Source organism: Psychrosphaera sp. (assembly GCF_982872775.1).
The window spans coordinates 18,128-41,133 of record NZ_CEYNSH010000028.1 but is presented as its reverse complement, the minus strand read 5'-3'; the positions used below and the strand labels follow the sequence as shown (position 1 = coordinate 41,133).

Annotated in this window: 24 protein-coding genes; 9 read left to right on the top strand and 15 right to left on the bottom strand. The window is 41.5% G+C overall.

The annotated features are described in order from the left end of the window. Positions 1–405 precede the first annotated feature (405 nt). Together AC4E96_RS09650 and AC4E96_RS09645 are read left to right on the top strand one after the other, a co-directional pair. A complete protein-coding gene (locus AC4E96_RS09650; protein ID WP_490255664.1) occupies positions 406–2,421 on the top strand; it encodes an oxidoreductase in 2,016 nt (671 codons plus the stop codon). A gap of 78 nt (positions 2,422–2,499) precedes the next feature. Further along, positions 2,500–3,006 carry an RNA methyltransferase gene (locus tag AC4E96_RS09645; RefSeq protein ID WP_490255663.1) on the top strand — a complete coding sequence of 169 codons (507 nt, stop codon included), beginning with the start codon at positions 2,500–2,502 and terminating at the stop codon, positions 3,004–3,006. On the opposite strand, the gene pssA is transcribed toward AC4E96_RS09645, so the two are convergent. Genes pssA through asnS form a run of 5 tightly spaced genes read right to left on the bottom strand, consistent with a single transcriptional unit; the run spans position 3,003 to position 7,319 of the window. Next, positions 3,003–4,352, bottom strand: coding sequence for a CDP-diacylglycerol--serine O-phosphatidyltransferase (gene pssA / locus AC4E96_RS09640; RefSeq protein ID WP_490255662.1), 1,350 nt, complete (start codon positions 4,350–4,352; stop codon positions 3,003–3,005). The genes AC4E96_RS09645 and pssA overlap by 4 nt on opposite strands. 1 nt (position 4,353) lies before the next feature. Further along, positions 4,354–5,097 carry a dipeptidase PepE gene (pepE, locus tag AC4E96_RS09635; protein WP_490255661.1) on the bottom strand — a complete coding sequence of 248 codons (744 nt, stop codon included), beginning with the start codon at positions 5,095–5,097 and terminating at the stop codon, positions 4,354–4,356. Continuing rightward, the gene (locus AC4E96_RS09630) at positions 5,094–5,462 is read right to left on the bottom strand and encodes a response regulator (protein WP_488032238.1); all 369 of its coding nucleotides are present in this window, start codon (positions 5,460–5,462) and stop codon (positions 5,094–5,096) included. Before AC4E96_RS09630 ends, pepE begins: the two co-directional genes overlap by 4 nt. 16 nt (positions 5,463–5,478) lie before the next feature. After that, a complete protein-coding gene (locus tag AC4E96_RS09625) occupies positions 5,479–5,907 on the bottom strand; it encodes a DUF3010 family protein (protein ID WP_488032239.1) in 429 nt (142 codons plus the stop codon). Positions 5,908–5,921: 14 nt separating this feature from the next. Further along, on the bottom strand, positions 5,922–7,319 hold the full coding sequence (gene asnS, locus AC4E96_RS09620; RefSeq protein WP_488032240.1) for an asparagine--tRNA ligase: 1,398 nt from the start codon (positions 7,317–7,319) through the stop codon (positions 5,922–5,924). A gap of 158 nt (positions 7,320–7,477) precedes the next feature. Here asnS and AC4E96_RS09615 point away from each other — a divergent pair, with 158 nt between their 5' ends. Next, positions 7,478–7,876 carry a hypothetical protein gene (locus tag AC4E96_RS09615; RefSeq protein WP_490255660.1) on the top strand — a complete coding sequence of 133 codons (399 nt, stop codon included), beginning with the start codon at positions 7,478–7,480 and terminating at the stop codon, positions 7,874–7,876. Here the strand turns inward: AC4E96_RS09615 and bioA are convergent. Next, the gene (gene bioA, locus AC4E96_RS09610) at positions 7,863–9,224 is read right to left on the bottom strand and encodes an adenosylmethionine--8-amino-7-oxononanoate transaminase (protein ID WP_490255659.1); all 1,362 of its coding nucleotides are present in this window, start codon (positions 9,222–9,224) and stop codon (positions 7,863–7,865) included. The two genes, AC4E96_RS09615 and bioA, sit on opposite strands and share 14 nt — an antisense overlap. Before the next feature lie 144 nt (positions 9,225–9,368). Between bioA and bioB the strand changes: the two genes are divergently transcribed. From bioB to AC4E96_RS09585, 5 genes are all read left to right on the top strand, one after another. Next, positions 9,369–10,415 carry a biotin synthase BioB gene (gene bioB, locus AC4E96_RS09605; protein WP_488032243.1) on the top strand — a complete coding sequence of 349 codons (1,047 nt, stop codon included), beginning with the start codon at positions 9,369–9,371 and terminating at the stop codon, positions 10,413–10,415. Then, positions 10,405–11,904, top strand: a complete 1,500-nt coding sequence (locus tag AC4E96_RS09600) for an aminotransferase class I/II-fold pyridoxal phosphate-dependent enzyme (RefSeq protein ID WP_490255658.1) — start codon at positions 10,405–10,407, stop codon at positions 11,902–11,904. The genes bioB and AC4E96_RS09600 overlap by 11 nt, the downstream gene beginning before the upstream one ends. Then, the gene (gene bioC, locus AC4E96_RS09595; RefSeq protein ID WP_490255657.1) at positions 11,888–12,652 is read left to right on the top strand and encodes a malonyl-ACP O-methyltransferase BioC; all 765 of its coding nucleotides are present in this window, start codon (positions 11,888–11,890) and stop codon (positions 12,650–12,652) included. Before AC4E96_RS09600 ends, bioC begins: the two co-directional genes overlap by 17 nt. Positions 12,653–12,717: 65 nt before the next feature. Then, entirely contained in the window at positions 12,718–13,455 is a 738-nt protein-coding gene (gene bioD, locus AC4E96_RS09590; protein ID WP_490255656.1) for a dethiobiotin synthase, read from the top strand. 36 nt (positions 13,456–13,491) lie between these two features. Continuing rightward, positions 13,492–14,151: an RraA family protein gene (locus tag AC4E96_RS09585; RefSeq protein ID WP_490255655.1), complete on the top strand. Its 660-nt coding sequence runs from the start codon at positions 13,492–13,494 to the stop codon at positions 14,149–14,151. Here the strand turns inward: AC4E96_RS09585 and AC4E96_RS09580 are convergent. The 8 genes from AC4E96_RS09580 to AC4E96_RS09545 all read right to left on the bottom strand — a co-directional run bounded on the left by AC4E96_RS09580 (position 14,148) and on the right by AC4E96_RS09545 (position 21,345). Next, the gene (locus AC4E96_RS09580) at positions 14,148–14,315 is read right to left on the bottom strand and encodes a DUF2897 family protein (protein ID WP_488032247.1); all 168 of its coding nucleotides are present in this window, start codon (positions 14,313–14,315) and stop codon (positions 14,148–14,150) included. The genes AC4E96_RS09585 and AC4E96_RS09580 overlap by 4 nt on opposite strands. Before the next feature lie 41 nt (positions 14,316–14,356). Beyond that, on the bottom strand, positions 14,357–15,202 hold the full coding sequence (locus tag AC4E96_RS09575; RefSeq protein ID WP_490255654.1) for a M15 family metallopeptidase: 846 nt from the start codon (positions 15,200–15,202) through the stop codon (positions 14,357–14,359). A gap of 1 nt (position 15,203) precedes the next feature. Continuing rightward, on the bottom strand, positions 15,204–16,352 hold the full coding sequence (gene dapE / locus AC4E96_RS09570) for a succinyl-diaminopimelate desuccinylase (RefSeq protein WP_490255653.1): 1,149 nt from the start codon (positions 16,350–16,352) through the stop codon (positions 15,204–15,206). 1 nt (position 16,353) lies between these two features. Next, entirely contained in the window at positions 16,354–16,707 is a 354-nt protein-coding gene (locus AC4E96_RS09565) for an ArsC family reductase (protein WP_490255652.1), read from the bottom strand. A gap of 59 nt (positions 16,708–16,766) precedes the next feature. Continuing rightward, the gene (locus AC4E96_RS09560) at positions 16,767–17,282 is read right to left on the bottom strand and encodes a PTS glucose transporter subunit IIA (RefSeq protein WP_488032251.1); all 516 of its coding nucleotides are present in this window, start codon (positions 17,280–17,282) and stop codon (positions 16,767–16,769) included. A gap of 28 nt (positions 17,283–17,310) precedes the next feature. Continuing rightward, the gene (locus tag AC4E96_RS09555) at positions 17,311–17,703 is read right to left on the bottom strand and encodes an ACT domain-containing protein (RefSeq protein WP_488032252.1); all 393 of its coding nucleotides are present in this window, start codon (positions 17,701–17,703) and stop codon (positions 17,311–17,313) included. A gap of 219 nt (positions 17,704–17,922) precedes the next feature. Next, on the bottom strand, positions 17,923–20,061 hold the full coding sequence (pta, locus tag AC4E96_RS09550; protein ID WP_488032253.1) for a phosphate acetyltransferase: 2,139 nt from the start codon (positions 20,059–20,061) through the stop codon (positions 17,923–17,925). 3 nt (positions 20,062–20,064) lie between these two features. Next, positions 20,065–21,345 carry an acetate kinase gene (locus AC4E96_RS09545; RefSeq protein WP_488032254.1) on the bottom strand — a complete coding sequence of 427 codons (1,281 nt, stop codon included), beginning with the start codon at positions 21,343–21,345 and terminating at the stop codon, positions 20,065–20,067. A gap of 108 nt (positions 21,346–21,453) precedes the next feature. On the opposite strand from AC4E96_RS09545, the gene AC4E96_RS09540 reads away from it, so the two are divergent. Further along, complete coding sequence (locus tag AC4E96_RS09540; protein WP_490255651.1) at positions 21,454–21,951, top strand: DUF412 family protein; 498 nt, start codon at positions 21,454–21,456, stop codon at positions 21,949–21,951. 168 nt (positions 21,952–22,119) lie between these two features. Here AC4E96_RS09540 and xthA read toward each other — a convergent pair whose 3' ends face one another. Then, positions 22,120–22,938 carry an exodeoxyribonuclease III gene (gene xthA, locus AC4E96_RS09535; protein WP_488032256.1) on the bottom strand — a complete coding sequence of 273 codons (819 nt, stop codon included), beginning with the start codon at positions 22,936–22,938 and terminating at the stop codon, positions 22,120–22,122. Between the last annotated feature and the right edge of the window lie 68 nt (positions 22,939–23,006).

The window sequence follows — 23,006 nt, the reverse complement described above, 5'->3', positions numbered from 1 at the left end:
TTCTGGGCAAAGATAATTGGCTTTTCTTTATTATCAAAAGAAATGGCGCCAATGATAATCACAGCTAGAATAATAAATATGATATTTAACACCGCTTTACGGGTGAAGTTGAGCACACCCCAACACGCTTTTAAAATATCTACAAACCAATTCTTATTCTTTGAAATCTCGTTAGACATCCGTAAGTCCTAATATAGTTAATAAGAGCAATTCGCCTAATTGTATTGTTGAATAGAATAAAGCGCTTTACCAGTGTTCAGGTGTAACAAAATGAGTTAACAGCCTTAAATTTAGGCTATTTGTATAACGTTGTGGCCGAAACGCTAGTAAAATTAATATATTGAAGTCCGACCAGTAGTCGGTTAAAGTCTCAGACAGTTTAAACAGGTTATACGGGTTTGCAACATGTCATATCCTCATTTATTACAACCACTTGATCTTGGTTTTACCACATTAAAAAACCGAGTGCTAATGGGCTCGATGCACATTGGGTTAGAAGAACAAAAAAATGGCTTCAACCGCTTAGCATCCTTCTATAAAGAACGTGCAAAAGGCGGAGTTGGATTAATCGTAACAGGCGGAATTGCACCTAATTTTGCTGGACGTGTTGAACCAAGAGGTGCACAACTTAGTCACTTTTGGCACGTTGGTAAACACCGCAAGATTACTGAGGCCGTTCACGAAGCTGACGGAAAAATCTGCTTACAGATTTTACACACAGGTCGTTACGCGTATCATCCTTTTAGCGTTTCTGCTTCTGCGATTAAAGCACCAATCTCACCATTTAAACCTAAAGCTCTATCGTTACGCGGTATTCGTAAAACCGTGAAAGACTTTGCTAATTGCGCAAAACTAGCGAAAAAGGCGGGTTACGATGGGGTTGAAGTAATGGGCTCAGAAGGCTATTTGATCAATCAGTTTATTGCTCCTAAAACCAATAAGCGTACTGATGAATATGGCGGTAGTTTTGAGAACCGCACGCGTATCGCGCTTGAGATTGTAAGAGAAATACGTGAAACCGTGGGTGATGACTTCATTATCATTTTCCGTTTATCTATGCTGGACTTGGTTGACAATGGCTCTACATTTGAAGAAGTCATTCAATTAGCCAAGCTATTAGAAGCGGCCGGTGTGACACTTCTTAATACGGGCATCGGTTGGCACGAAGCGCGAATCCCTACCATCGTAACTTCGGTACCAAGAAAAGCCTTTACCTGGATTAGTGAGCGCGTTCGTCAAGAAGTTGATATTCCAGTTATCACAACTAACCGTATCAATACGCCTGAAATTGCTGAGCAAATATTAGCGGATGGTCAGGCGGATATGGTCTCAATGGCTCGTCCTTTATTAGCCGATGAAAAGTTTGTAGAAAAAGCAGCCAATGGCCAAGCCGATAAAATCAATACCTGTATTGCTTGTAACCAGGCATGTTTGGATCATGTATTCAAACAACAACAAGCGACCTGTTTAGTAAACCCGCGTGCTGGTTATGAAACAGAGCTCGTATTCAAAACCGTTGTTAACAAAAAGAAGTTGGCTGTTGTAGGCGCAGGCCCAGCAGGCATGGCGTTCTCGTGTTATGCCGCAGAGCGTGGTCATGAAGTTCACTTATTTGACCAAAGCCATGAAGTTGGTGGCCAATTTAATATCGCCAAAACGATTCCGGGTAAAGAAGAGTTCCACGAAACGATTCGGTACTTCAATAATCGTCTAAAAGATACGGGTGTTAATCTGCACCTTGGTGAAAAACAAACGGCCGAATCGTTAGTTTCACAAGGTTTTGATGAAGTCATTGTTGCGACGGGTATTAATCCAAGAGAGCTTACGTTACCTGGTTTTGACCACCCTAATGTTATGAGTTACTTAGACGTGTTGCGCGACCGCAAAGAAGTCGGTAAACGCGTGGCAGTCATTGGTGCTGGCGGCATCGGTTTTGATGTTTCAGCATTTTTAACTCAGCCAAAATCTCATACTTTAGATTTGGAAGCTTGGTTAGATTATTGGGGCGTAGACAAAGACTACTCAGAGCGTGGCGCAATTAAACCAATGCAAGATGAGAAAGTCGATCGCGAAGTGTACCTAATGCAACGTAAGTCATCTAAAGTGGGTGGCGGTCTTGGTAAAACCAGTGGTTGGGTCCACCGCACCGAGCTTAAACGCGCTGGGGTTAAAATGCTTAACTCAGTTGAGTACAAATCCTACTCCGAAGCAGGCTTATTAGTCGCGATTGATGGCAAAGAACAGTTATTGGAAGTTGATAACGTTGTTGTTTGTGCTGGTCAGCTATCGAACAATTCTCTAGCGAAAGAATTAGAAGATAAAGGTCAAAAAGTACAAATTATTGGCGGTGCTTCAGTTGCTGCTGAACTTGATGCCAAACGCGCTATTCGCCAAGGTGCTGAATTAGCCGCGAAGATCTAATGCCTTGTTGATTAAACTGGCTAATTATTTTGATTAAATTTAAAATAGTCGGCCAGTTTTTAATTTCTAAGGAACACAATGGACAATCAAGCCGTATCCATTTGTCTTACCAATCCTAAAAGCCCAACCAACGTCGGTGCCATTCTTCGAGCCGCTGGTTGTTATGAAGTGCCACAAATTTTGTACACGGGTAATCGTTACAATATTGCCAAAAAGCACTACACCGATACGCAAAACAACCTTGAAAATATCGGTCTGACTCACGTTGAAGACTTTATAGCTGAAAAGCCAGAAGGCACAAAATTAATCTGTATAGATTTTGTGGAAGGGGCAACGCCGCTACCTGAGTTTGAACATCCAGAAAACGCGTTTTATGTCTTTGGACCTGAAGACGGCTCATTAAAACAAGAAGTGGTTGATGTGGCGGACGCGGTTGTTTATATGCCAACTAAGGGAAGTTTAAATTTGGCGGCAGCCGTCAATGTTGTGTTGTATGACCGTGCAGCAAAGACTTTTAAAGGTCACGATGATGAATTAATCAAACAAAGTCGTGATGTAAACAATCGTTTGAAAACGCCTACTTAAAGCAGGCGTTTTAGGATTTTATCTATTTGCGTCATGCGCAATTTATTAAGTAACTTTTGCGGCTTAGTAGGGTAGTCTTTGACACTATCAAGTTGATTATAATCTTGAACAACACTTGTGTGTTCGTAGATTAACTCTAACTCTCTCGTCACACTGTCCATTAATTGCTTTTCTTTATCGTCAATCAAAAGACCATTTTCTAAGTCCAGTGCCCAAGCGCGCGGGTTGATATTGCTACCTGTTACCAAGTGATATCGTTGATCAACAATGATGCCTTTTAGGTGGTAACTATTACAGTCGTGTTTCCACAAACGAATAACCAATTGACCATTATCTATGTATTTTTTCCAACGCTTGGCAAAACGTACCAACAAGATCTCATAGATGTACGGGACTATACCGATGGTGCTGAATTTTTCTTGGTCGTGAATATAAAAATCATTCGCTGTTTTGTCGCCAACAGTAATCTCAACTTTTACACCGCGTTTTAATGCTTTCGCAACATCTCTGATCAGTACTTTAGGTAAGTTGAAATAAGGGGTGAACATGGTGATGTGTTGTTCACTTTGTTGGACTAGCTGCCTTATTTTTCCGTTGAGCTGATTTTTTCTTCGACCAAAACCGACAAGAGGCTCGATAAGTAGAGGCGTTTCAGATTCTTGATACTCAAGCTCTTTCGCCTTTTCAATTTTGTAGTGGCTATTGGTTAAATAACGGCGCAGTTTACCAATCTTTTTCTTTAGCTCGGCGACATCAGGAAATTTGGGCGTATTTAACTTTGGTGCCAATGCAGACTGTACAAATACTTGCTCTAAATATTCCACAAAGCTATTTGCAATTGACTTACTATTAAACAGGTAGTAGCGATCTGAACGGTATCGTTCGCCTTGATGAAGGTAAATGTCATTAATCGATGCTCCTGTATAAAACAAGGTATCGTCAAACACCATGCCTTTTAGGTGTAACACGCCAAATAATTCTTTTGGTTTTACCGCAACACCATAGATGTGGATGTTGTCACCGTGCTCTTCACGATATTTAAGGTATAAAGCACGATTACCCTCATGCTCTTTTTCGCCAATTAAACCTCGACGGGCACGATGCGCGTCAACAAAAACGTTAATTTCTAAGTCAGGGTTGTTGGCTTTGGCATCGTACAAGGCGTCCAGTATTTCTCGTCCCGCCTCATCATCTTGTAAATAAAGTGCAGTAATATAAATACGCTGTTTTGCGGTGCTGATAAGGCGCAATAACTGCTCTTTGTACTGACGAGGAGTATGCAAAATAGATACGTTTGTCGCACTGAGTTTTACATGATTGATAGAGTCAATAATGGTGTTTTGCATATTACAAACCTAACAGCGAATTTAGCTGCTGTGCCGTTTCGACTGTTTGTTTTTCGCCATTTTTAAAAATATAAGCCGGTTTATTACCTACTAATTTTAATACATTATCTTGGTATTCCAAGGCGGTGCCTTCTTGAATACCAATGACTGGCGTATGCGGTTGCATGACCATGAACTCTTCAATTCTCATTTGCCTTGTTTCACCATGATGGCCAGGTGGCTTAAAATCAGTGTAATGTGGATTCAACTGAATAGGTAATAGACTCAAAGCTTTGAATGACTGAGGCTCAACGATAGGCATGTCATTGGTTGTTTTAATAGACAGCCCAGCAATGTTAGAACCTGCACTCCAGCCAATGTATTTTGTACCAGAAGCTACTGCTTTTTGAATAAGCTCATATACGCCATTTTGGTAAAGTCTGTCTAGCAATACAAATGTATTACCACCGCCCACCAGGATTACGTCGGCATAATCAAAAGCCGCATCATTTGAGTCAAACTCATGTATGCCTTTAATATTGAGTGGTAAAGATGCTAATGCTTGTTCGACTTGATGGGTGTAGTCATCAAAAGAGATAGACACACCAGCATACGGAATAAAAAGTACATTTTGCTCTTCGTTATTGACTTCTGCAGTCGCTGCACTTTGGTCAATATTTAAAAATGAAGAGATGAGAGGAAGAGTGTGCTCTAAATAACCCGTATTGTCAGCACGAGATGCACTTAGTAGAAGGGCACTTGTCATGAAATAATTCCAATTCTTTCTAACAGATTTTGTAACTTGTGTCGGTCTACAGGCTTAGATAAAAATCCTTTAGCACCCATTTCCCACGTCGCTTGAACGTTGTCCACTGAGTTATGTGCAGAACACATAACAACGGGTACGTCTAATTTCTCTACGTTAATCGTATCGAGAATTTGTTTGCCATTGATGTCGGGTAATTCGATATCCAAAATTACCAGGTCGTAACGATTGGTTAAAAGCTCATTAACCGCGTCTTTACCATTATTAGCGGTTGTTACGTCATACAAACCAAAATCTGCTAACAATGTTTTGAAGAGCCGAAGAATTTCCTCGGCATCATCAATGACTAAAAGCCGTTTATTCATTTACTTATAATTTTTATTATTTTTTGTTAAGTGCAAATGTGTAAGCTGCATTAAACGCTTGTTCTTGGAATTGACGAAGCTCTAGGTCTTTCATCGTGTAACCAAGCGGCGTTTCTTTTAACGTTTCTTTGATGTCCTTGTTACTCACCATTTCAACATTTATGCCGTCTATAAGCTGAATAGCCGCTTCCATTTTGAAACTATTTGCACTGCCTGAAAACTTGCCTCTCATTGGGCGCTGTTTGATGACAACCGTGTCAATCTTGTAATCTTCGATTACTTTTTTGAACTGGAATTGGAAGGCTTGGATGCCTTCCGCATTTTCCGGATCACGTAACTCAATCCCTCGGGTACGGCATTCTTTAACGTTAAATAAGCCTTCATTCAAACTCATTAGAACAATGACGGCTTCTTTATTGTTAAGTTCTACACCAATTAAGTTCATGTCTTTCCTAAATATTAATAGTTTGCTGTGCCAGGAGCACGAGGGAAAGCAATAACGTCACGGACGTTTTGCATGCCAGTTACGTAGGCAACCAAACGCTCGAATCCTAAACCAAATCCTGAGTGTGGTACTGTGCCGTAACGACGTAAATCGCGATACCAGCTGTAATCTTCTTTGTCTAAGCCCATTTCTTCTAAACGAGCATCAAATACGTCTAAACGTTCTTCACGTTGTGAACCACCGATGATTTCACCAATACCCGGTGCTAATACGTCCATCGCGGCCACTGTTTTGCCATCGTCATTTTGACGCATGTAGAAGGCTTTGATATCACGCGGATAGTTTTGCATGATGATCGGCGCGCCTACATGTTCTTCTGCTAAGTAACGCTCGTGCTCAGACGATAAATCAATACCCCACTCAACAGGGAATTCGAATTTCTTACCTGACTTCAATAGAATATCGATAGCGTCAGTGTAGTCCATACGAACAAAAGGAGAGTTAATAACTTGCTCTAAACGTTTGATTGCGTCTTTTTCTACACGTTGTTCGAAGAACTTCATGTCATCTGGTAATTCTTCCAGTACCGCTTTGAATACGTACTTCAACATGTCTTCTGACAATTGAGCGATGTCATTCAAGTCAGCAAACGCGACTTCTGGTTCAATCATCCAGAATTCAGCTAAGTGACGACTTGTGTTTGAGTTCTCAGCACGGAATGTTGGGCCGAAAGTATAAATTTTGCTTAACGCACAAGCATAGGTTTCACCATTAAGCTGACCAGAAACGGTAAGGTAAGCTTCTTTACCAAAGAAATCTTGGCTGTAGTCAACTTTGCCTTCGTCTGTTAGCGGTGTGTTCACCATGTCTAGGGTAGAAACACGGAACATTTCACCGGCACCTTCACAGTCCGATGCAGTGATAATAGGAGTAGAAACCCAGTAGTAACCTTGTTCGTGGAAGAAACGGTGAATTGCTTGTGACAAGCAGTTACGAACACGTGCAACCGCACCGATGATGTTCGTACGTGGACGCAGATGAGCGTGCTCTCGCAAGTATTCAATTGAGTGGCGCTTAGCAGCCATTGGATACGTATCAGGGTTTTCTACCCAACCGACGATCTCAACGTTTTCTGCTTGTATTTCAAGAGATTGACCTTTACCTTCAGATTGAACCAAGGTACCAGTCACGATTACAGAACAGCTTGTAGTAAGCTTGGTCACATCTTCGTAATTCGGTAATTCATTAGGAACAACAGCTTGAATAGGGTCAAAACAAGAACCGTCGTGAACGGCTAAAAATGAGATTCCGGCTTTAGAGTCACGCTTAGTACGGATCCAGCCTTTTACTGTTACGATCTCGCCAGCGTCAATATCGCCAGCTAGTAATGATTTTACTGAGTGATGTGCCATGATTTTTGAGTCTGCTAATTAAATCTGTTTTAAAATAAATAGGTGGTAATCTTACTTAGTTGTCATTTAGATACAAGTGATATTAGAGTATCCACCAAAGTAAATTGAGCAATTTGTAGTTTATGACTATTTATTAGTCACATTAGGGAAGTAAAGCAATGTCGACAGGACAAAACCAAGAAAACTCTATCCAACCAACGAAAAAAAGTTGGGATGGTGTAGACCGCCGTGAAGGTCCTGATTGGCTGAGCAAACTGGTCAATATATGTAATGTTTCATCTTGGGGAATTTTTGTTGTTTCACTGGCTATCTTTCACTATGCAAGGCCAGAGTTAAACAACATTATTCTTGAGTTCCACAATATTCCAATTAGAGAACACTGGGTTCAGCAATACAAAAGTTATTTGTACGTGACTCTCTATGTCAGTGTTTTTTTGAGTGCGTTAACCATTGTGGTGAATCAGCTGCGTAGTAAACGCAAAACTGATCACCAAAGATACAATGTGGTGTTTTTGTTAGTTGTAGTGGTCGCTTTTATTGCGGTTATAAGCCTTTAACAACGCTGACAAGTGCCGTTGTTAGGTGCTCTAATTCTGACTCAGTAATGACATAAGGCGGCATCACATAAATAAGCTTGCCAAAAGGGCGAACCCAAATACCTTTTTTAATAAACTCCTTTTGTATTGAAGCAACATCGACGGACTCTTTCATTTCGATAACGCCAATAGCACCCATGATACGTACATCTGCGACTGACGGTAGAGCTTTAGCAGGCGTCAGCCCATCAATTAACTCCGATTCAATAGAATTCACTTGAGATTGCCAATCACCTCGCTCTAACAAAGCAAGACTTGCATTTGCTGCGGCACAAGCTAAAGGATTACCCATAAATGTAGGGCCGTGCATCAAAACGCCAGCTTCACAGGCACTAATACCATTGGCAACCTCTTTGGTACACAGAGCGGCTGCTAATGTCATATAGCCACCGGTTATTGCCTTGCCTAAACACATGATGTCTGGCGTTATATTGGCGTGCTCGCAAGCGAAGAGTTTACCTGTTCGACCAAAACCTGTGGCAATTTCATCGGCGATTAACAGCACACCATAATCTTCACAAAGAGTTTTAGCACGGCTTAAAAACTCTGGGTGATAAAAACGCATGCCACCAGCACCTTGCACCACCGGCTCTAATATTAACGCCGCGATTTTGTGACTGTTCTGTTTTAGGCATTCCTCCAATGGTAATAGATCAGCAGGATCAAACTCATCACAAGGTTTGCTTTTAGGACTTTCGACAAAATAGTTTTCAGCTAGCATGCCTTTGTAAAGACTATGCATTGAATTAACGGGGTCACACACCGCCATCGCACCAAAAGTGTCACCGTGATAGCCGTGACTCAAGGTCACAAATTTATTTCTATTTTGAAAACCTTTACCCAATTGATACTGAATAGCCATCTTAAGTGCGACTTCAACAGAGACGGAACCACTGTCCGCCAAAAATACTTTTTCTAATCCTTGCGGAGTCAATTCAACAAGCTTTTTGGCAAGCTCAACGGCAGGCGTATGAGTCAAACCACCAAACATAACATGACTCATGTTTTGTAACTGGTGAGTGATGGCGTTATTAATAGTTTGGTTGTTGTAGCCGTGAATAACTGACCACCAAGACGACATACCATCAATCAGCTTTTCACCCGTTTCTAAATGAATACAAACACCTTCGGCACTTGTAACTGGGTACACGGGCAACGGTTGTGTCATCGAAGTATAGGGATGCCACAAATGATCTTGGTCAAACGATAAATCCACAGAGCTTGTTAACCCAACTTCCGCAGGGCTCAATGCCTGTTTTTTTGATAAAAACGGCGTTTCGTTGGTAAGACCTGTGTTTTTGTTGTTCATTTATTCACCTTTTGTAAACTTGTGTTGTTTTGTGGCTTTGACAAGGTTTAGGCGGAGGATAGACTAAACCCACTTTAAAAAACAACCCCGAGGTGTTGGCAATGTATCGACACCCGCTAAAACAAAATCACTTTGGAGACAGGCATGACCGCTGAAATCAGAAACGATTGGAAGCATGAAGAAGTAAAAGCGCTATTTGAATTGCCATTTAATGACTTAATGTTTAAAGCACAGTTAGTGCACAGAGAACACTTTGACCCAAACCATGTGCAAGTTAGTACTCTGCTTTCAATCAAAACAGGTGCATGTCCAGAAGACTGTAAATACTGCCCACAAAGTGCGCGTTATTCCACTGGCCTGGAAAAAGAACGACTATTAGAAGTTGAAAAAGTATTAAAGCGAGCAAAAGAAGCCAAAGAAATTGGTTCAACTCGTTTTTGTATGGGCGCGGCGTGGCGTAACCCGAAAGACCGCGATATGCCTTATGTGATTGAAATGATCAAAGGCGTTAAAGAGCTTGGACTCGAGACGTGTATGACGCTTGGTATGTTAAGTAAAGAGCAAGCGCTTGCGTTAAAAGAAGCGGGTTTAGACTACTATAACCACAACTTAGATACGTCTCCTGAATACTACGGTGACATTATCACGACACGTACTTATGAAGACCGTTTGAGTACGTTAGAGAACGTTCGTTCAGCAGGTATGAATGTATGCTCTGGCGGTATTGTCGGTCTTGGTGAAAGTGCTAAAGATCGCCACGGCTTATTAATGGCGCTTGCGAACTTACCACGTCACCCAGAAAGTGTACCGATTAACATGTTAGTTAAAGTAGAAGGCACGCCGTTAGATTCAGTTGATGACTTAGAGGCATTCGAGTTTATTCGTACCATTGCGGTTGCTCGTATCATGATGCCTAAGTCTTATGTTCGTTTGTCAGCGGGTCGTGAAGGCATGAATGAACAAATGCAAGCGATGTGCTTTATGGCTGGTGCCAACTCTATTTTCTACGGCTGTAAGTTATTGACGACGGCAAACCCAGATGAACATTTTGATAAGAAGCTATTTAAGAAGTTGGGAATAAACTCAGAGCAAACCAAAGACTACTCTGATGAAACTAAAGAAGCTGCGTTAATAGAGCAACTAAACGATCAACACAAAAGTGAAGACAAAGAACTGTTCTATGAAGCCTAAGCAGCACCAGCAACTTACGCCAGGAAAGAAGTCAGGTTTGGAAGGTCAACCAAACTGCACTTCTTATCAAGCGCATGCGCTTTTTAATCAAATAGACGTTTTAATGCAAAAGCGCGAGCAGGACCGATTACTGCGTTCGACGCATTGTTATGAAAGGGCCAGCGCGGATCAAGTGTTAACGGCGGGTAGTGAGTTGCTTAACTTTAGTAGTAACGATTATTTAGGATTAGCTTCGGACTTTGATTTAACTGATTTTTCGGATCAGCATCGCAATGAGTCAGTGAAAAGTGGCAGTATGGCCAGCCCATTAGTAACAGGCACACAAGTTTGCCATCGAGAATTGCAACACGCGTTATTAGAGGCTGTTGGTGCCAATGGCACAGAAGATGAATTTGACTGTTTATTATTTAGTAGCGGTTTTGCGGCCAACCAGGCTTTTATCAATGCTTTTGCTGCCGCGTTTTCGGACGCACACATTTATCAGGACAAACTCAATCATGCCTCTTTAATCAAAGCAGGCGTTGATGTGAGCCTTGCAAATAAAGGAATAGTCCATAAACGTTTTAGGCACAATGACTCAAGCCATTTAGTAGAGCTAATAGGAAAGGCTCAGTTACGTAACAAAGTTAACGTGGAAGTGGACTCGTCTGGAAAAACCAACGCAAAAGTCACTTCTAGTACAGCTAACACCACTAACACAGACAATCCAATTCCGTCAGTCATCATAACCGAAGGCGTGTTTAGCATGGACGGTGATACCGCACCAATTGCTGATTTAGTTGAAATCAAAAAACAAGCGTGCGGACTGTTATTTATCGATGATGCACATGGATTTGGTTGTTTTGATTTAACGCAATCTTCGCAACCGTCGCTATCGGCATCAACCTCTAAATCGGTAAATTACGAGATGACAGACTCCCCGAATCTCGTGGGTAACAGCCTTACGGCTCAAAACGTGAATTTCCAAGATGTTGATGCTTACTTGATTGCCTTTGGAAAAGCGTTGGGCAGTCAAGGTGCAGCACTTATTCTTAAAAAGCCATTAAAGCGTTTAATTGAAAACTTTGCTAAAGAGTTTATTTACTCAACTGCGTTATCACCACTACAAACACGCGCAACTCTATTCAATTTGAATAAGCTTCAAAGCGAAAACCAACGCCAACAATTACTACAAAGTAATATTAGTGAATTTAAAAAATTGGTAGACATTGCAGTTGAGAAAGACCAGCTACCTGAGCACACAAAACCACACAGTTCGACGGCGATTCAACCAATTCTCATAGGCTCGGAAGAGCAAACGCTTTTAATGTCTAAAAAATTAAGGGAAAAGGGGTTTTGCGTTGCTGCAATGCGCACCCCAACCGTTTCAAAAGGACAGGCTCGGTTACGCGTAACCATTACAAGCGAACATAAAGCTAGTGATATCAAGCTTTTAGTTGAGTGTTTGTGTGTGTCGTTCGAGGAGGCAAGAAATGAATGCGATAGCTAAAAACTTTGGTTCTTCTGCCCCCACATATGTCGAACACGCGAGTTTACAACGTGATTTAGGTAATAGACTTTACTCGTTAATCGACAAACGCCAACTAGCCGACGACTGTATTGTGCTCGATTTGGGATGCGGTCCAGGTTTATTTACCAAACAGTTGCAACACAACGGTTCGTATTTAATCAGTGCTGATTTGGCACTTGGCATGCTGCAAGAACACAAAAGTGATCACTCAAAGCTCAACTTAGATAGTCACCAGTTATCTTTTTTGGATAAGAGTATTGATTTGGTGTTTTCTAATTTAATGATCCAATGGTGCGACTTTGCTGAGGTTACAAGTGAAATATTGCGAGTTCTTAAGCCGGGTGGAGAAGCTGTCATTAGCACCTTGTTGCCAGGTAGCTTATTTGAGCTGGCTCAGTCTTGGCAGAGTGTTGACGACGATGTGCATGTCCATGCTTATGAAACCCTCGAAGATCTAAACGAGATAGTTCAAGGTCAACACTGGCAGGCTGTAGAGCTATACCAAGAGGACTTAGTTTATTGGTACGACAATGCCAAACAATTGGCTCGTGAATTAAAATCGCTTGGTGCAAATTTAGTCAAGGGTCGTCAGAGAAAAGGCTTAGTTACTAAAGCTAAGTGGCAGCAGATGGAAGCGGCATATCAAGCGCAGTTCTGTTGTCAAAGCAGTAATAAAATCAGCGCGACCTATAAAACACTTACCATTAAGCTAACCAAGCCATTTTAGTCATCATTTTTTAATCCATTTTGAAACGAAAAAATATAAATTTAGTCTAGAAAAAGAGCTTAAGCATGACAACAAATACAAAGCTACAAAAACTGTTTGAATCGCATCCTCACATTTTTGTGACAGGAACGGATACCGAAGTTGGTAAAACTTATAGTAGTAGCTTGATCATTCAGGAAATGCTTCGCCAAAAAACCATCGTTTTTCCATTTAAACCAATCTCTGCGGGCACCGAGTCTATCACCAATTTCAACTCAAATAATGACTTTGATGAGTTATTAGCTAGTGATGCTAATAATTCGCTTCGACTAAACGAAGATGCCGTTGAATTGTACAAAGCATCAAAAGGGCGTTTTGGTATCGACCAAATTAATCCTATCGTTTTTGACGAAGCGATTGCACCACACATAGCCGCAAGCCGAGCTGGTCTTGAGTTATCCTCGAAACAAGTAACTAAAGCATGGTTAGCAGCCAAAAAAATGGCTAAAACGGATGGTTATAAAGTGCTCATTGAAGGCGCAGGCGGGTGGCATTTACCACTTAATAACAAAGAGCTATTGTCTGACTGGGTGGCTGAGCAATCTATTCCTGTTGTTATGGTTGTTGGAGTAAGGCTTGGTTGTTTGAATCATGCGTTATTAACGGCCCAAGCGATAGAAGCAAGTGGCTGTAAACTGGTTGGCTGGGTTGCTAACTTTATTGAGCCTGAAAGCGAAATTGGCCGAGAAAATGTTAATTATCTGAAACAAAAACTGACTTGTGATTATCAGATCGATTGCATTATGGAAGTTCCAAACGCATAGTAAGGTAACTCCACGTTAGCCTGAAGGAATGCGAACATGTCACCGGACTCATCACAAAATCAATCTCAAAGCCAATCACATAAACAAACTCCAGATTACGGTTCTTTGGGTACGCCAGATTATGGAAACATAGTAGAGCGTTCAAAGTTCATGGATTTTGCTATTCGGCCTTTGTTGGCAACGAGTCCCAGAATTAGCGGTCCTGCTTTTACTGTTCAGTTAGTGCCTGGCGATCATCTCATGATGCATCAGGCAATCTATGAAGCGCCTTCTGGTTCAATTATTGTGGTTGATGGTGGCGATACCAATTTTGCTGTTGCTGGAGGAAACGTCTGCGCCGTGGCGCAAAAGCGAGGTATAAAAGGTTTTGTTGTCGATGGTGTGATAAGAGATGTTCAGGAAGTGAGAGACATGAACTTTCCTGTGTTTGCCAAAGGTGTGTTTCCGGTCCCAGGCCAAAAGAAAGTGAAAAGCCCACTCAATGTTCCTGTAACTGTTGGAAATGTTACCATTAACTCTGGGGATATCGTTGTGGCAGATGAAGAGGGCGTTGTCGTCTTACCTCAAGCAGACGCTCAAATGATATTCGAAAAAGCACACACCAAAGCCAAAAAAGAAGCGGAAATGACCTTAGAGGAATGGCAAGCCAACCATGAAAAACGCATCGCGGAGGCGTTGGCCGCGATAGAAGATTAATCGTCGATGTTTTTGTTTTTGCGTTCTTCGTGCAATTTACGCGCTTTTTCGATTGGATCTTGATTGACGTTTTTCATCGACATATTCGCGGTGTGTTTGAGTAACATGATGTTACTGACAATAACACCAAGGACTAAAGCTATAACGATTAGGGCTACCCACATATTCTATTCACTTTTATTTTATACAAGTTAACGGTTTAAAATTACGGCTTGCAAATGGTCAGTGCAAAACGATGAATAATTTCATCTACATTTGCCGCTATTGCTTCCAAACCGGACACGTTATGTTGTTGGAGTACCGCCAATAATACGCCTTTGTCTAGCTTTGACAATTCATTAAAAAGTATCTGACTCGTTTTGATATGGGAAAGGTGCCAAGGTTCGGCCGAAATGCCTTTTACTTCTTGGTTGTAATGCCGATAAGGCTTAAAAAAACCAAATTCGGCTAAGTTGTCATCTAGCCATTGATTTAAAGTACCAAATATACCACTAGGCTCATATTCTTCTTCGATTAGTTGAAGTTTTCTGTCACCTAATAATTGGGGATCGTAGTAGTCGAAGTCTGTGCCCCAATGATGACGGCTCAAACCCGGTAATGCACTAAACGTTAAAATAGCAAAAACCTTTTCATCCTCGGTGCACTGATTCATATCAATGAGTTGACCGGCTTTATCAAAGACAGGTAACAGACCCTGATACTTTTTATTCCAAATAGCGACCTGACGTTCAAAACTGCGAAAGCCGCTTGCTATTCGCAAATTAAAACCAGCGGACTTGGCGGCTTTTTGAAGTGCTAAATAATCAGCTATTACGTTTTGATTTAATAACTGGGTGTTTGGGTTTTCTTGTGTAACTGAACCACCTTGAACATTTGCCAAATGTGCCTCTGACAAACCAAATAAAAATTGGTGCAAACTGTTAAGCGAGACATGGGAAGAGTCCATTACCATACTGTCTACATGGTCAGTATCGATAACTTCTTGTTTCTTAGTCTTAGCGTCAATTTGCATACGATCTGTTTTAGCTGCTTTATCAGAGGTTGGGGACATGTTATGTCAAACATCCAATTAGGGTGTGGTAATACATATCTGTTAAGTCCTCTAAGTCTTTAATACTGACGTTTTCGTCGACTTTGTGGATGGTTGCATTACATGGACCAAGTTCAATAACTTGAGCGCCAGTAGGCGCAATGAAGCGACCGTCAGAGGTTCCTCCAGACGTACTGAGCTCTGCCGGTTTACCCACAACTTTGGTAATGGCTTCGTTGACCGACTCTAACAATGTACCTTTGTCGGTCAAAAACGGCTGGCCATTGTGAATCCAATCTAATTCAAAGGTTAAACTGCGCTTTTCTAATAGCTCTACCACTTTGGCTTTTAAAATCTCAGCGGTGACTTCCGTTGAATATCTAAAGTTAAACTGGATATCGACATCTGCTGGAATGACATTTCCGGCACCTGTTCCGCCGTTCATATTAGATATTTGCATCGTAGTTGGCGGAAAATAATCATTTCCCTCATCCCACGTCATTTGTGTGAGTTCAGCTAAAAACGGTGCTGATAAATGAATTGGGTTGGAAGCCAAATGAGGGTACGCCACATGTCCTTGCACGCCTTTCACTTTTAAATAAGCAGTGAGTGAACCACGACGGCCATTTTTAACGATATCTCCGCAGTAGTTGGTGCTCGATGGCTCGCCGACGATACAATAATCTATTTTTTCATTACGTGCTTCTAATGTATCAATAACTCGAGTCGTGCCATTGATAAAAGGGCCTTCCTCATCACTCGTGATCAAAAAAGCAATACTGCCTTTGTGGTCTGGATAGTCAGTCACAAAACGTTTGGTCGCGACCAACATTGCAGCAAGCGAGCCTTTCATGTCAGCAGCGCCACGCCCATGAATGTGACCATCGATAACCGTTGGTGTGAATGGTGGTGTTTTCCAGTGACTTGGGTCACCAACTGGAACCACGTCTGTGTGTCCGGCAAAACAGAAGACAGGGCCCTCGTTACCTTTTCTAGCCCACATATTTAACGTGTCAACGAAATACATGGACTCGATGTTAAAACCTAATGGGGAAAGGTAATCATCCATTAATTGCTGACATCCTGCGTCTTCTGGTGTAACTGATTGCCTTTCAATGAGCGCTTTCGTTAATTGAATGGTTTCTTTATGAAACAGATTATTAGTAGTCATATTATGATTCAAAAATCTCGCTATATTGCTCAGCTTTAAAACCAATAAACAGTGAATCGTTTACGGCAAGAATAGGGCGCTTAATCATGGCTGGTTGCGCTAGCATCACTTCATGTGCAGTTGCTTCATCCATGTTGTCTTTAATGTCTTGATCTAATTGTCTGTAGGTTGTTCCACGTTTGTTCAAAACAACTTCCCACCCTAATTCTGACATCGCTGTTTTTAACCACTGCGAGTCTATTCCGTCTTGACGATAATCGTGGAAGGTATATTCAATGTTATTCTGCTCTAGCCACTTTTTGGCTTTTTTAATGGTATCGCAGTTTTTGATACCGAACATGGTGACGTTTTTCATAATTACTTCTCTTGTACGTTAGATGTCTCTATTTAAGTCTTTTGCTATGCGTTAATGAACTAGCTATTTGGCTTTGTCGGCTTAGGGATTAAGCTAAATAAAATATCTTTGCCTGCTTCTACGTTCTTTAATGGTACTAACACACGACTAAAGGGATTATTGTCTAGCAAAATGACTTGTAATACAGCCGGTTTTAAGTGTAACTGCACTTTATACAAGTCAAGTGTCATGATGTCTTGTCCGGCTGCGATTGTTTGACCTTCTTTTACCAACATTTTTACACCTTCACCTAAAAACTTGCTGTAGGAAGGAGGTAATTGTATGGCGAAGCGAATGTTATTCTTAGCTTTAAGAATGATGTGGCCGTGACTGTAATCAACTTGGCTTACCAAGCCTGAAAATGGCGCTAGAACATGATGACCAGCCAGTTTAATCTGTACGCCTTCTTGACTGTTACTTGCCGCTTCACTGTCAATAATGGTGACTTCGCCGGAAGCGGGTGCCATTATTTTAATGCCAGCAACTTTATCTGGAGTGGTTTCTTTTATTATTGGATTAAACCTAGAGAATGACATACTGATCCTTAGTCAAATCACATTGCTATTAATAACTGTCTGACAATACCTTATAGCCATTTTTTCGAAGGGCCTGTATCGCTTCATTCATACTGTCTTTCTTTACCAAGATATAGTCTGTGTCAAAGGTGGATACGGCAAAAATACTAATTTGAGCATCAGCCAAAACACCCGATATATTAGACATAATACCAGTGAGTGAAAATCCTAATGGGCCCAGTACTTCCAGCGCTTGCCACCCAGACTCACTCTCAATGCTGTCAATTTGAATGTCAGACGGACATACAATCGATAGTTCATCTGCAGTTTTTGCGATAAAAAACAGTTCAGCTTTAAGAACCTGACTAGGAATGTCGACTTCAGGCCCTTGACTATGAATGGTTAGTGGCGCTTCTAAATGCTGAAGCGTTTGCTTTGGCATTGCGGTTCCTTGTTTTTGTCACTTTTAAAAATTTTATCGTTCAATTTTTTATTTGAACATGTATTCACAATAAGATCATTTATTTAGCTTTTGTTACTCACAATATCTGTGGATAACTATGTTGGTTACTCGGTGTAAATACCTCAACCCCTTGTCACCTATGGCGTTAATAAATAAGGTTAAAAAAGCAACACCGAGCTTTTTATCAACAGTTTGATCTTAAATTTGACTCGCTTGGATCGCAGTTAAGGCGATGGTATAAACAATATCATCTACTAAAGCACCACGCGATAAATCATTTACAGGCTTACGCATACCTTGCAACATTGGCCCTATACTCACTACGTCGGCACTTCGTTGCACGGCTTTATAGGTCGTATTACCTGTATTCAAATCAGGGAATACAAACACCGTTGCTTGACCCGCGACGGGACTGTTCGGTGCTTTTTTACGAGCTACATTCTCCATGACAGCGGCGTCATATTGTAAGGGCCCGTCAATGATCAAGTCAGGACGCTTTTGTTTTGCGATTTCAGTTGCTTGTCTGACTTTATCAACGTCAGCACCGGTACCAGACGTACCCGTTGAGTAACTAATCATTGCTACTTTAGGCTCGATACCAAATGCAGCTGCTGAATCTGCAGATTGGATTGCGATATCTGCTAATTGTTCAGCGTTTGGATCTGGGTTGATAGCACAGTCACCATAAACAAGTACTTGATCAGGTAATAGCATAAAGAAAACGGAAGAAACCAATGAAGCACCTGGTGCCGTTTTGACTAACTGTAACGGTGGTCGAATCGTGTTAGCAGTGGTATGGACTGCACCTGATACCAAGCCGTCAACTTCGTCTAATGCCAACATCATAGAACCTAACACTACGTTGTCTTCTAATTGTTCTTCTGCAACAACGGCTTTTAACCCTTTATGAGCTCTGATCTCGACCATCGGTTCTACGTAACGGTGACGGACTTTTGATGGGTTTTTAATCGAGACATTGTCGCCTAGCTCTACGCCTTGTTGCTTTGCGATAAGCAAAATCTCTTCAGGATCGCCAAGTAAAATACATTTAGCAATACCACGTTGGCCGCAAATAGCAGCGGCTTTGATGGTTCTAGGTTCGTTGCCTTCGGGCAATACAATGGTTTTGTTTGCCTTGCGAGCTTTATCCGTCAAAATATAACGAAATGCCGCTGGCGAGAGTTTACGTACCTTCGCGACATTTTCAGTCAGGCTCTGAATCCAATCGTCTGAAATATGACGGGCAGTATGATCTTTTACTCGTTCGATTCGTTGTTCATCATCAACGGGGACTTCCATATTGAAGTTTTGTAATAACAGGGATGTATCCCATGTGTCTGATTGCGTACTTAAAACCGGTAGGCCAGTATCGAATGCTTGTTTACACAATTCTAATATAGACGGTTCAGGCTGAAAACCACCAGTCAATAAAATAGCACCCAGCTTTGTACCGTTCATGGCTGATAATGAAGCTGCTACAAGTACATCAGAACGGTCACCTGGTGTTACTAAAAGCACACCAGGTCGAACACGTCCAAGAATATTGCCAACAGTACGAGCACAAACGGTAATACTTCTGAGTCGTCTAAACTCTATGTCACCTTCGTTAATGACTTTAGCGTCCATGTATTCAGCTAAGTCTTTTACTCTTGGCGCAATCAAATCAGGGTTCCACGGCACCGCTCCAAGTAACTTGAATTTTTTAGAGAAAATTGACAGCTTCTGGTAGGTATTAATTAGGTCGTCTTCTTCACTCACCGTCAAGGCTTCAGAAAAATCGTTAGCTAAGTTACCTTTTAGGTCACGTGGGGCATTAACTTTGTTGAAGATTGCACCGATAACGTGTTCATTGTCAAAACCGCCATAGTTATTGGCGGTGATCTCTAACTGATCTTCTATCGAACTCAAGGATGAGTTACTTGGGGCAATAACAAATACGACGTCCGCGCCAAGTGCTGTCGCAATTTGACGGTTTATTTTATTTACATAGGCTTGGTCTTTGGTTTGGACTAAACCTTCTATTATCACCGCTTCGTCATCTTTAATCGTAGATTCAAATCGTTCGACGATTTCTTCTAATAGAATGTCAACGTTACCATCGCCAATGAGTGTTTCTGCATATTGGAGAGAAAATGGCTCTGGCGGGTTTATATGTGCAACATTTTTTAGTATTTGAGTGGTTTTTTCAGGACCTTTATCGCCACTTAGTGGTTGTGAGATAGGTTTGAAAAAGTTAACTTTGACGGCTTTACGCTCTAACGCTCGAAAAAGACCAAGCGTAACGGATGTTAAACCAACACCAGAGCCAACCGGAACCAACATAATACGGTGTGCCATCGATTATCCCTCCACCTTTGATTGCTTGGACGCGTTATCACTATTGTTGCTCTCACCGATTAAACGCAGGGCATCTTGGGCAATGACAAGTTCTTCGTTGGTCGGTATGACAAAAATCTGAGCGGTTGAAGTGTTACTATGAATAGGCCCTTGTTGACCGAATCGCGCGGCAGTATTTTTGTTCTCGTCGATTTGTAATCCCAAGACGGATAAATTTTCGATGATTTGAGTTCGAAGGTAACTCGAGTTTTCACCTATGCCACCTGTAAATACGACCGCATCGAGCGATGACAATGCACAAGTGTAACTGGCAATGTATTTTGCAACCCGGTAGCTGAATACGTCGAGCGCTAGTGTTGCTGCTTGCTTATCCTCTTCATTGTCGCCATCAATGGCTTCTTCAAGCGTTCGACAGTCATTTGATAATTCACTTAAACCAAGCAAGCCGCTTTTTTTGTTAAGTAATGAATCTAGCTTGTCTGCATCGTATCCGTGTTTTCTCATTAAATAAATGATGGCACCAGGGTCTAGATCTCCGCTACGAGTGCCCATAACTAGACCTTCCATAGGTGTAAGACCCATGGATGTATCGACACTTTTGCCTTCGCTAATGGCACATACTGAGCAGCCATTGCCTAAATGTACAGTGATGACACTTGTTTGATCTATTGCTTTTTCTAATTCTATCGCGGCTTGGTTCGCAACGAAGTAATGACTGGTTCCATGAAAACCATATCGTCGAATACCGTGTTCTCGGTAAAGAGTCTTGTCGATAGCGTACAAAAACGCCTTTGCTGGCATAGTTTGATGGAAAGCGGTATCAAAAACAGCCACTTGCGGGACATCAGGAAAAGCCACCTGAGCGGCTTTTATACCTGTGATATTTGCCGGGTTGTGTAATGGTGCCAATGAGGAGACGGCCTCGATAGATGAAATAGTGTCATTATCAATCAATACACTAGAGGTGAAAGTCTCTCCACCATGCACAACACGATGGCCAATAGCCACGACAGATTCAGCTAAATTTAATTCTTTAAGGTTTTCAACGAGTACATTGATGGCACCCAAATGCTCATTGTTTTTATTCAAAGGTAATCTATTTTTGTTACCATTGCGTTTTATGGTTATAGAAGCTTCTTTATCTCCAAGTCGCTCGGCTAAGCCGGATAATTGTTCGTCGCCAGTTTGGCTGTCGAGCAGGGCAAACTTAAACGATGAACTGCCGCAATTAAGAACGAGGACAGAGGGTGAACTGCTTTGAGAAACTTGGGATGTTGACTTCATAGCTTCCTTACGCCGATGGGCAAATTGATTTACAACGGATTTATAAACGAATTAAAACTTAACGGATAGATTATCTATAATAGTATACTCATATAACTTAGTTAGTGGATGTGGATTTTGTATAAATTAGTAAAATTAGGTTATAAATTTAGTCAAACGTGGCCCAAAAAAGAGCCATATTTACAAATGTTTGACCAAACAAAGGTGATCAAACTGACCGATTTAGCGATGACGGTCTCGCCAGCGATCGCGGTGTTGACGATTTGGCTCCAAGTCAGTCAACTCGGGTTCGACTATTTAAACGTTTCACTAGCGATGACGTTGCTCGTTTTATCGATGCCTTTTCATGGTTACTACCAACTGGGTAAACAGGCAGAATTGCGTTTACCAATTGGGTTACAGTCTTGGTATCGCGAGTTAGAACAAAAAAGCTTATCTCAAGACCAGTTTGAATATGTTGAAGCGACTCACTCGAGAAAGGAAGAGGCTAAAAATAAGGTTGTCGATAGGCCTGGCCCGTTACCTGGATCAAAAAAAGCCAACCGCCATTTAACCTACATGGACTTAGCTTTTCTGCTCAATCGTATCTTCAACAAACGTAATTAGTGCACGATATTTTTAAGGTGGTTCCGTTAATAATGATTTTTGAGTGGCACCAATCGAAAGAAGTGTAATAACCGCATAGGATTTTAAACGCTTAACAACAAAAGGCAGCTTCTCAGCTGCCTTTTGTTTTGTTGTTAACTAGGTATTACCTAGTTGATTACATCACTTTTAAAGTTTAAACGTCGACCAAATTGGCGCGTGATCGGAAGGCTTTTCAATACCACGTAGTTCATAGTCAATTCCAGCATCAATGACACGCTCATTGAGTGACTCCGTCGCCAAAACAACATCGATTCTAAGCCCACGGTTATCATCAAAGCCTCGAGAGCGATAGTCAAACCACGAATATTGTTCAGTTTTTGTTGGGTGAAGAGTTCGGAAAGTATCTTTGAATCCCCAGCCTTTTAACGTTGCTAACCATTCACGCTCTTCTGGCTGGAATGAACACTTGCCTGTTTTTAACCAACGCTTGCGGTTAGGTTCACCAATACCGATGTCGATATCTTCTGGTGAAATATTAATATCACCCATAACGATGACATTTCCATCCGCTGACTCATATTCATTTAGATAGGTCATTAAATCTTTGTAGAAGGCGCGTTTATATGGGAATTTGATTTCGTGTTCTATGTTTTCACCTTGCGGGAAATAGCCATTCAGGACGGTGACCAATTCACCGTTGTAATCAACCGTTACCATGACCATTCGCTTTTGATGTTCATCATTGTCGGTTGGAAACCCTTTTTGAACTTTCACGACGTTATCTGCTATATCATTACGTACTAACATTGCCACGCCGTAATGTGCTTTTTGACCGTGGAAAAAAACCTTATAACCTAACTCGTTTACGGCTTCTTCTGGGAACGCTTCATCGTGTACTTTCGTCTCTTGAAGACCAATAATATCCGGGTTGTGCTTTTCGATAAGCGCTTGTAATTGGTGTAGTCGAGCTCGAAGCCCGTTTATATTAAAAGAAATGACTTTCATGAATAATACATCGCATTAAGATTTAAAGTTGTGGCGATCATGCACGCTTACTCACTTTAGATCAATTA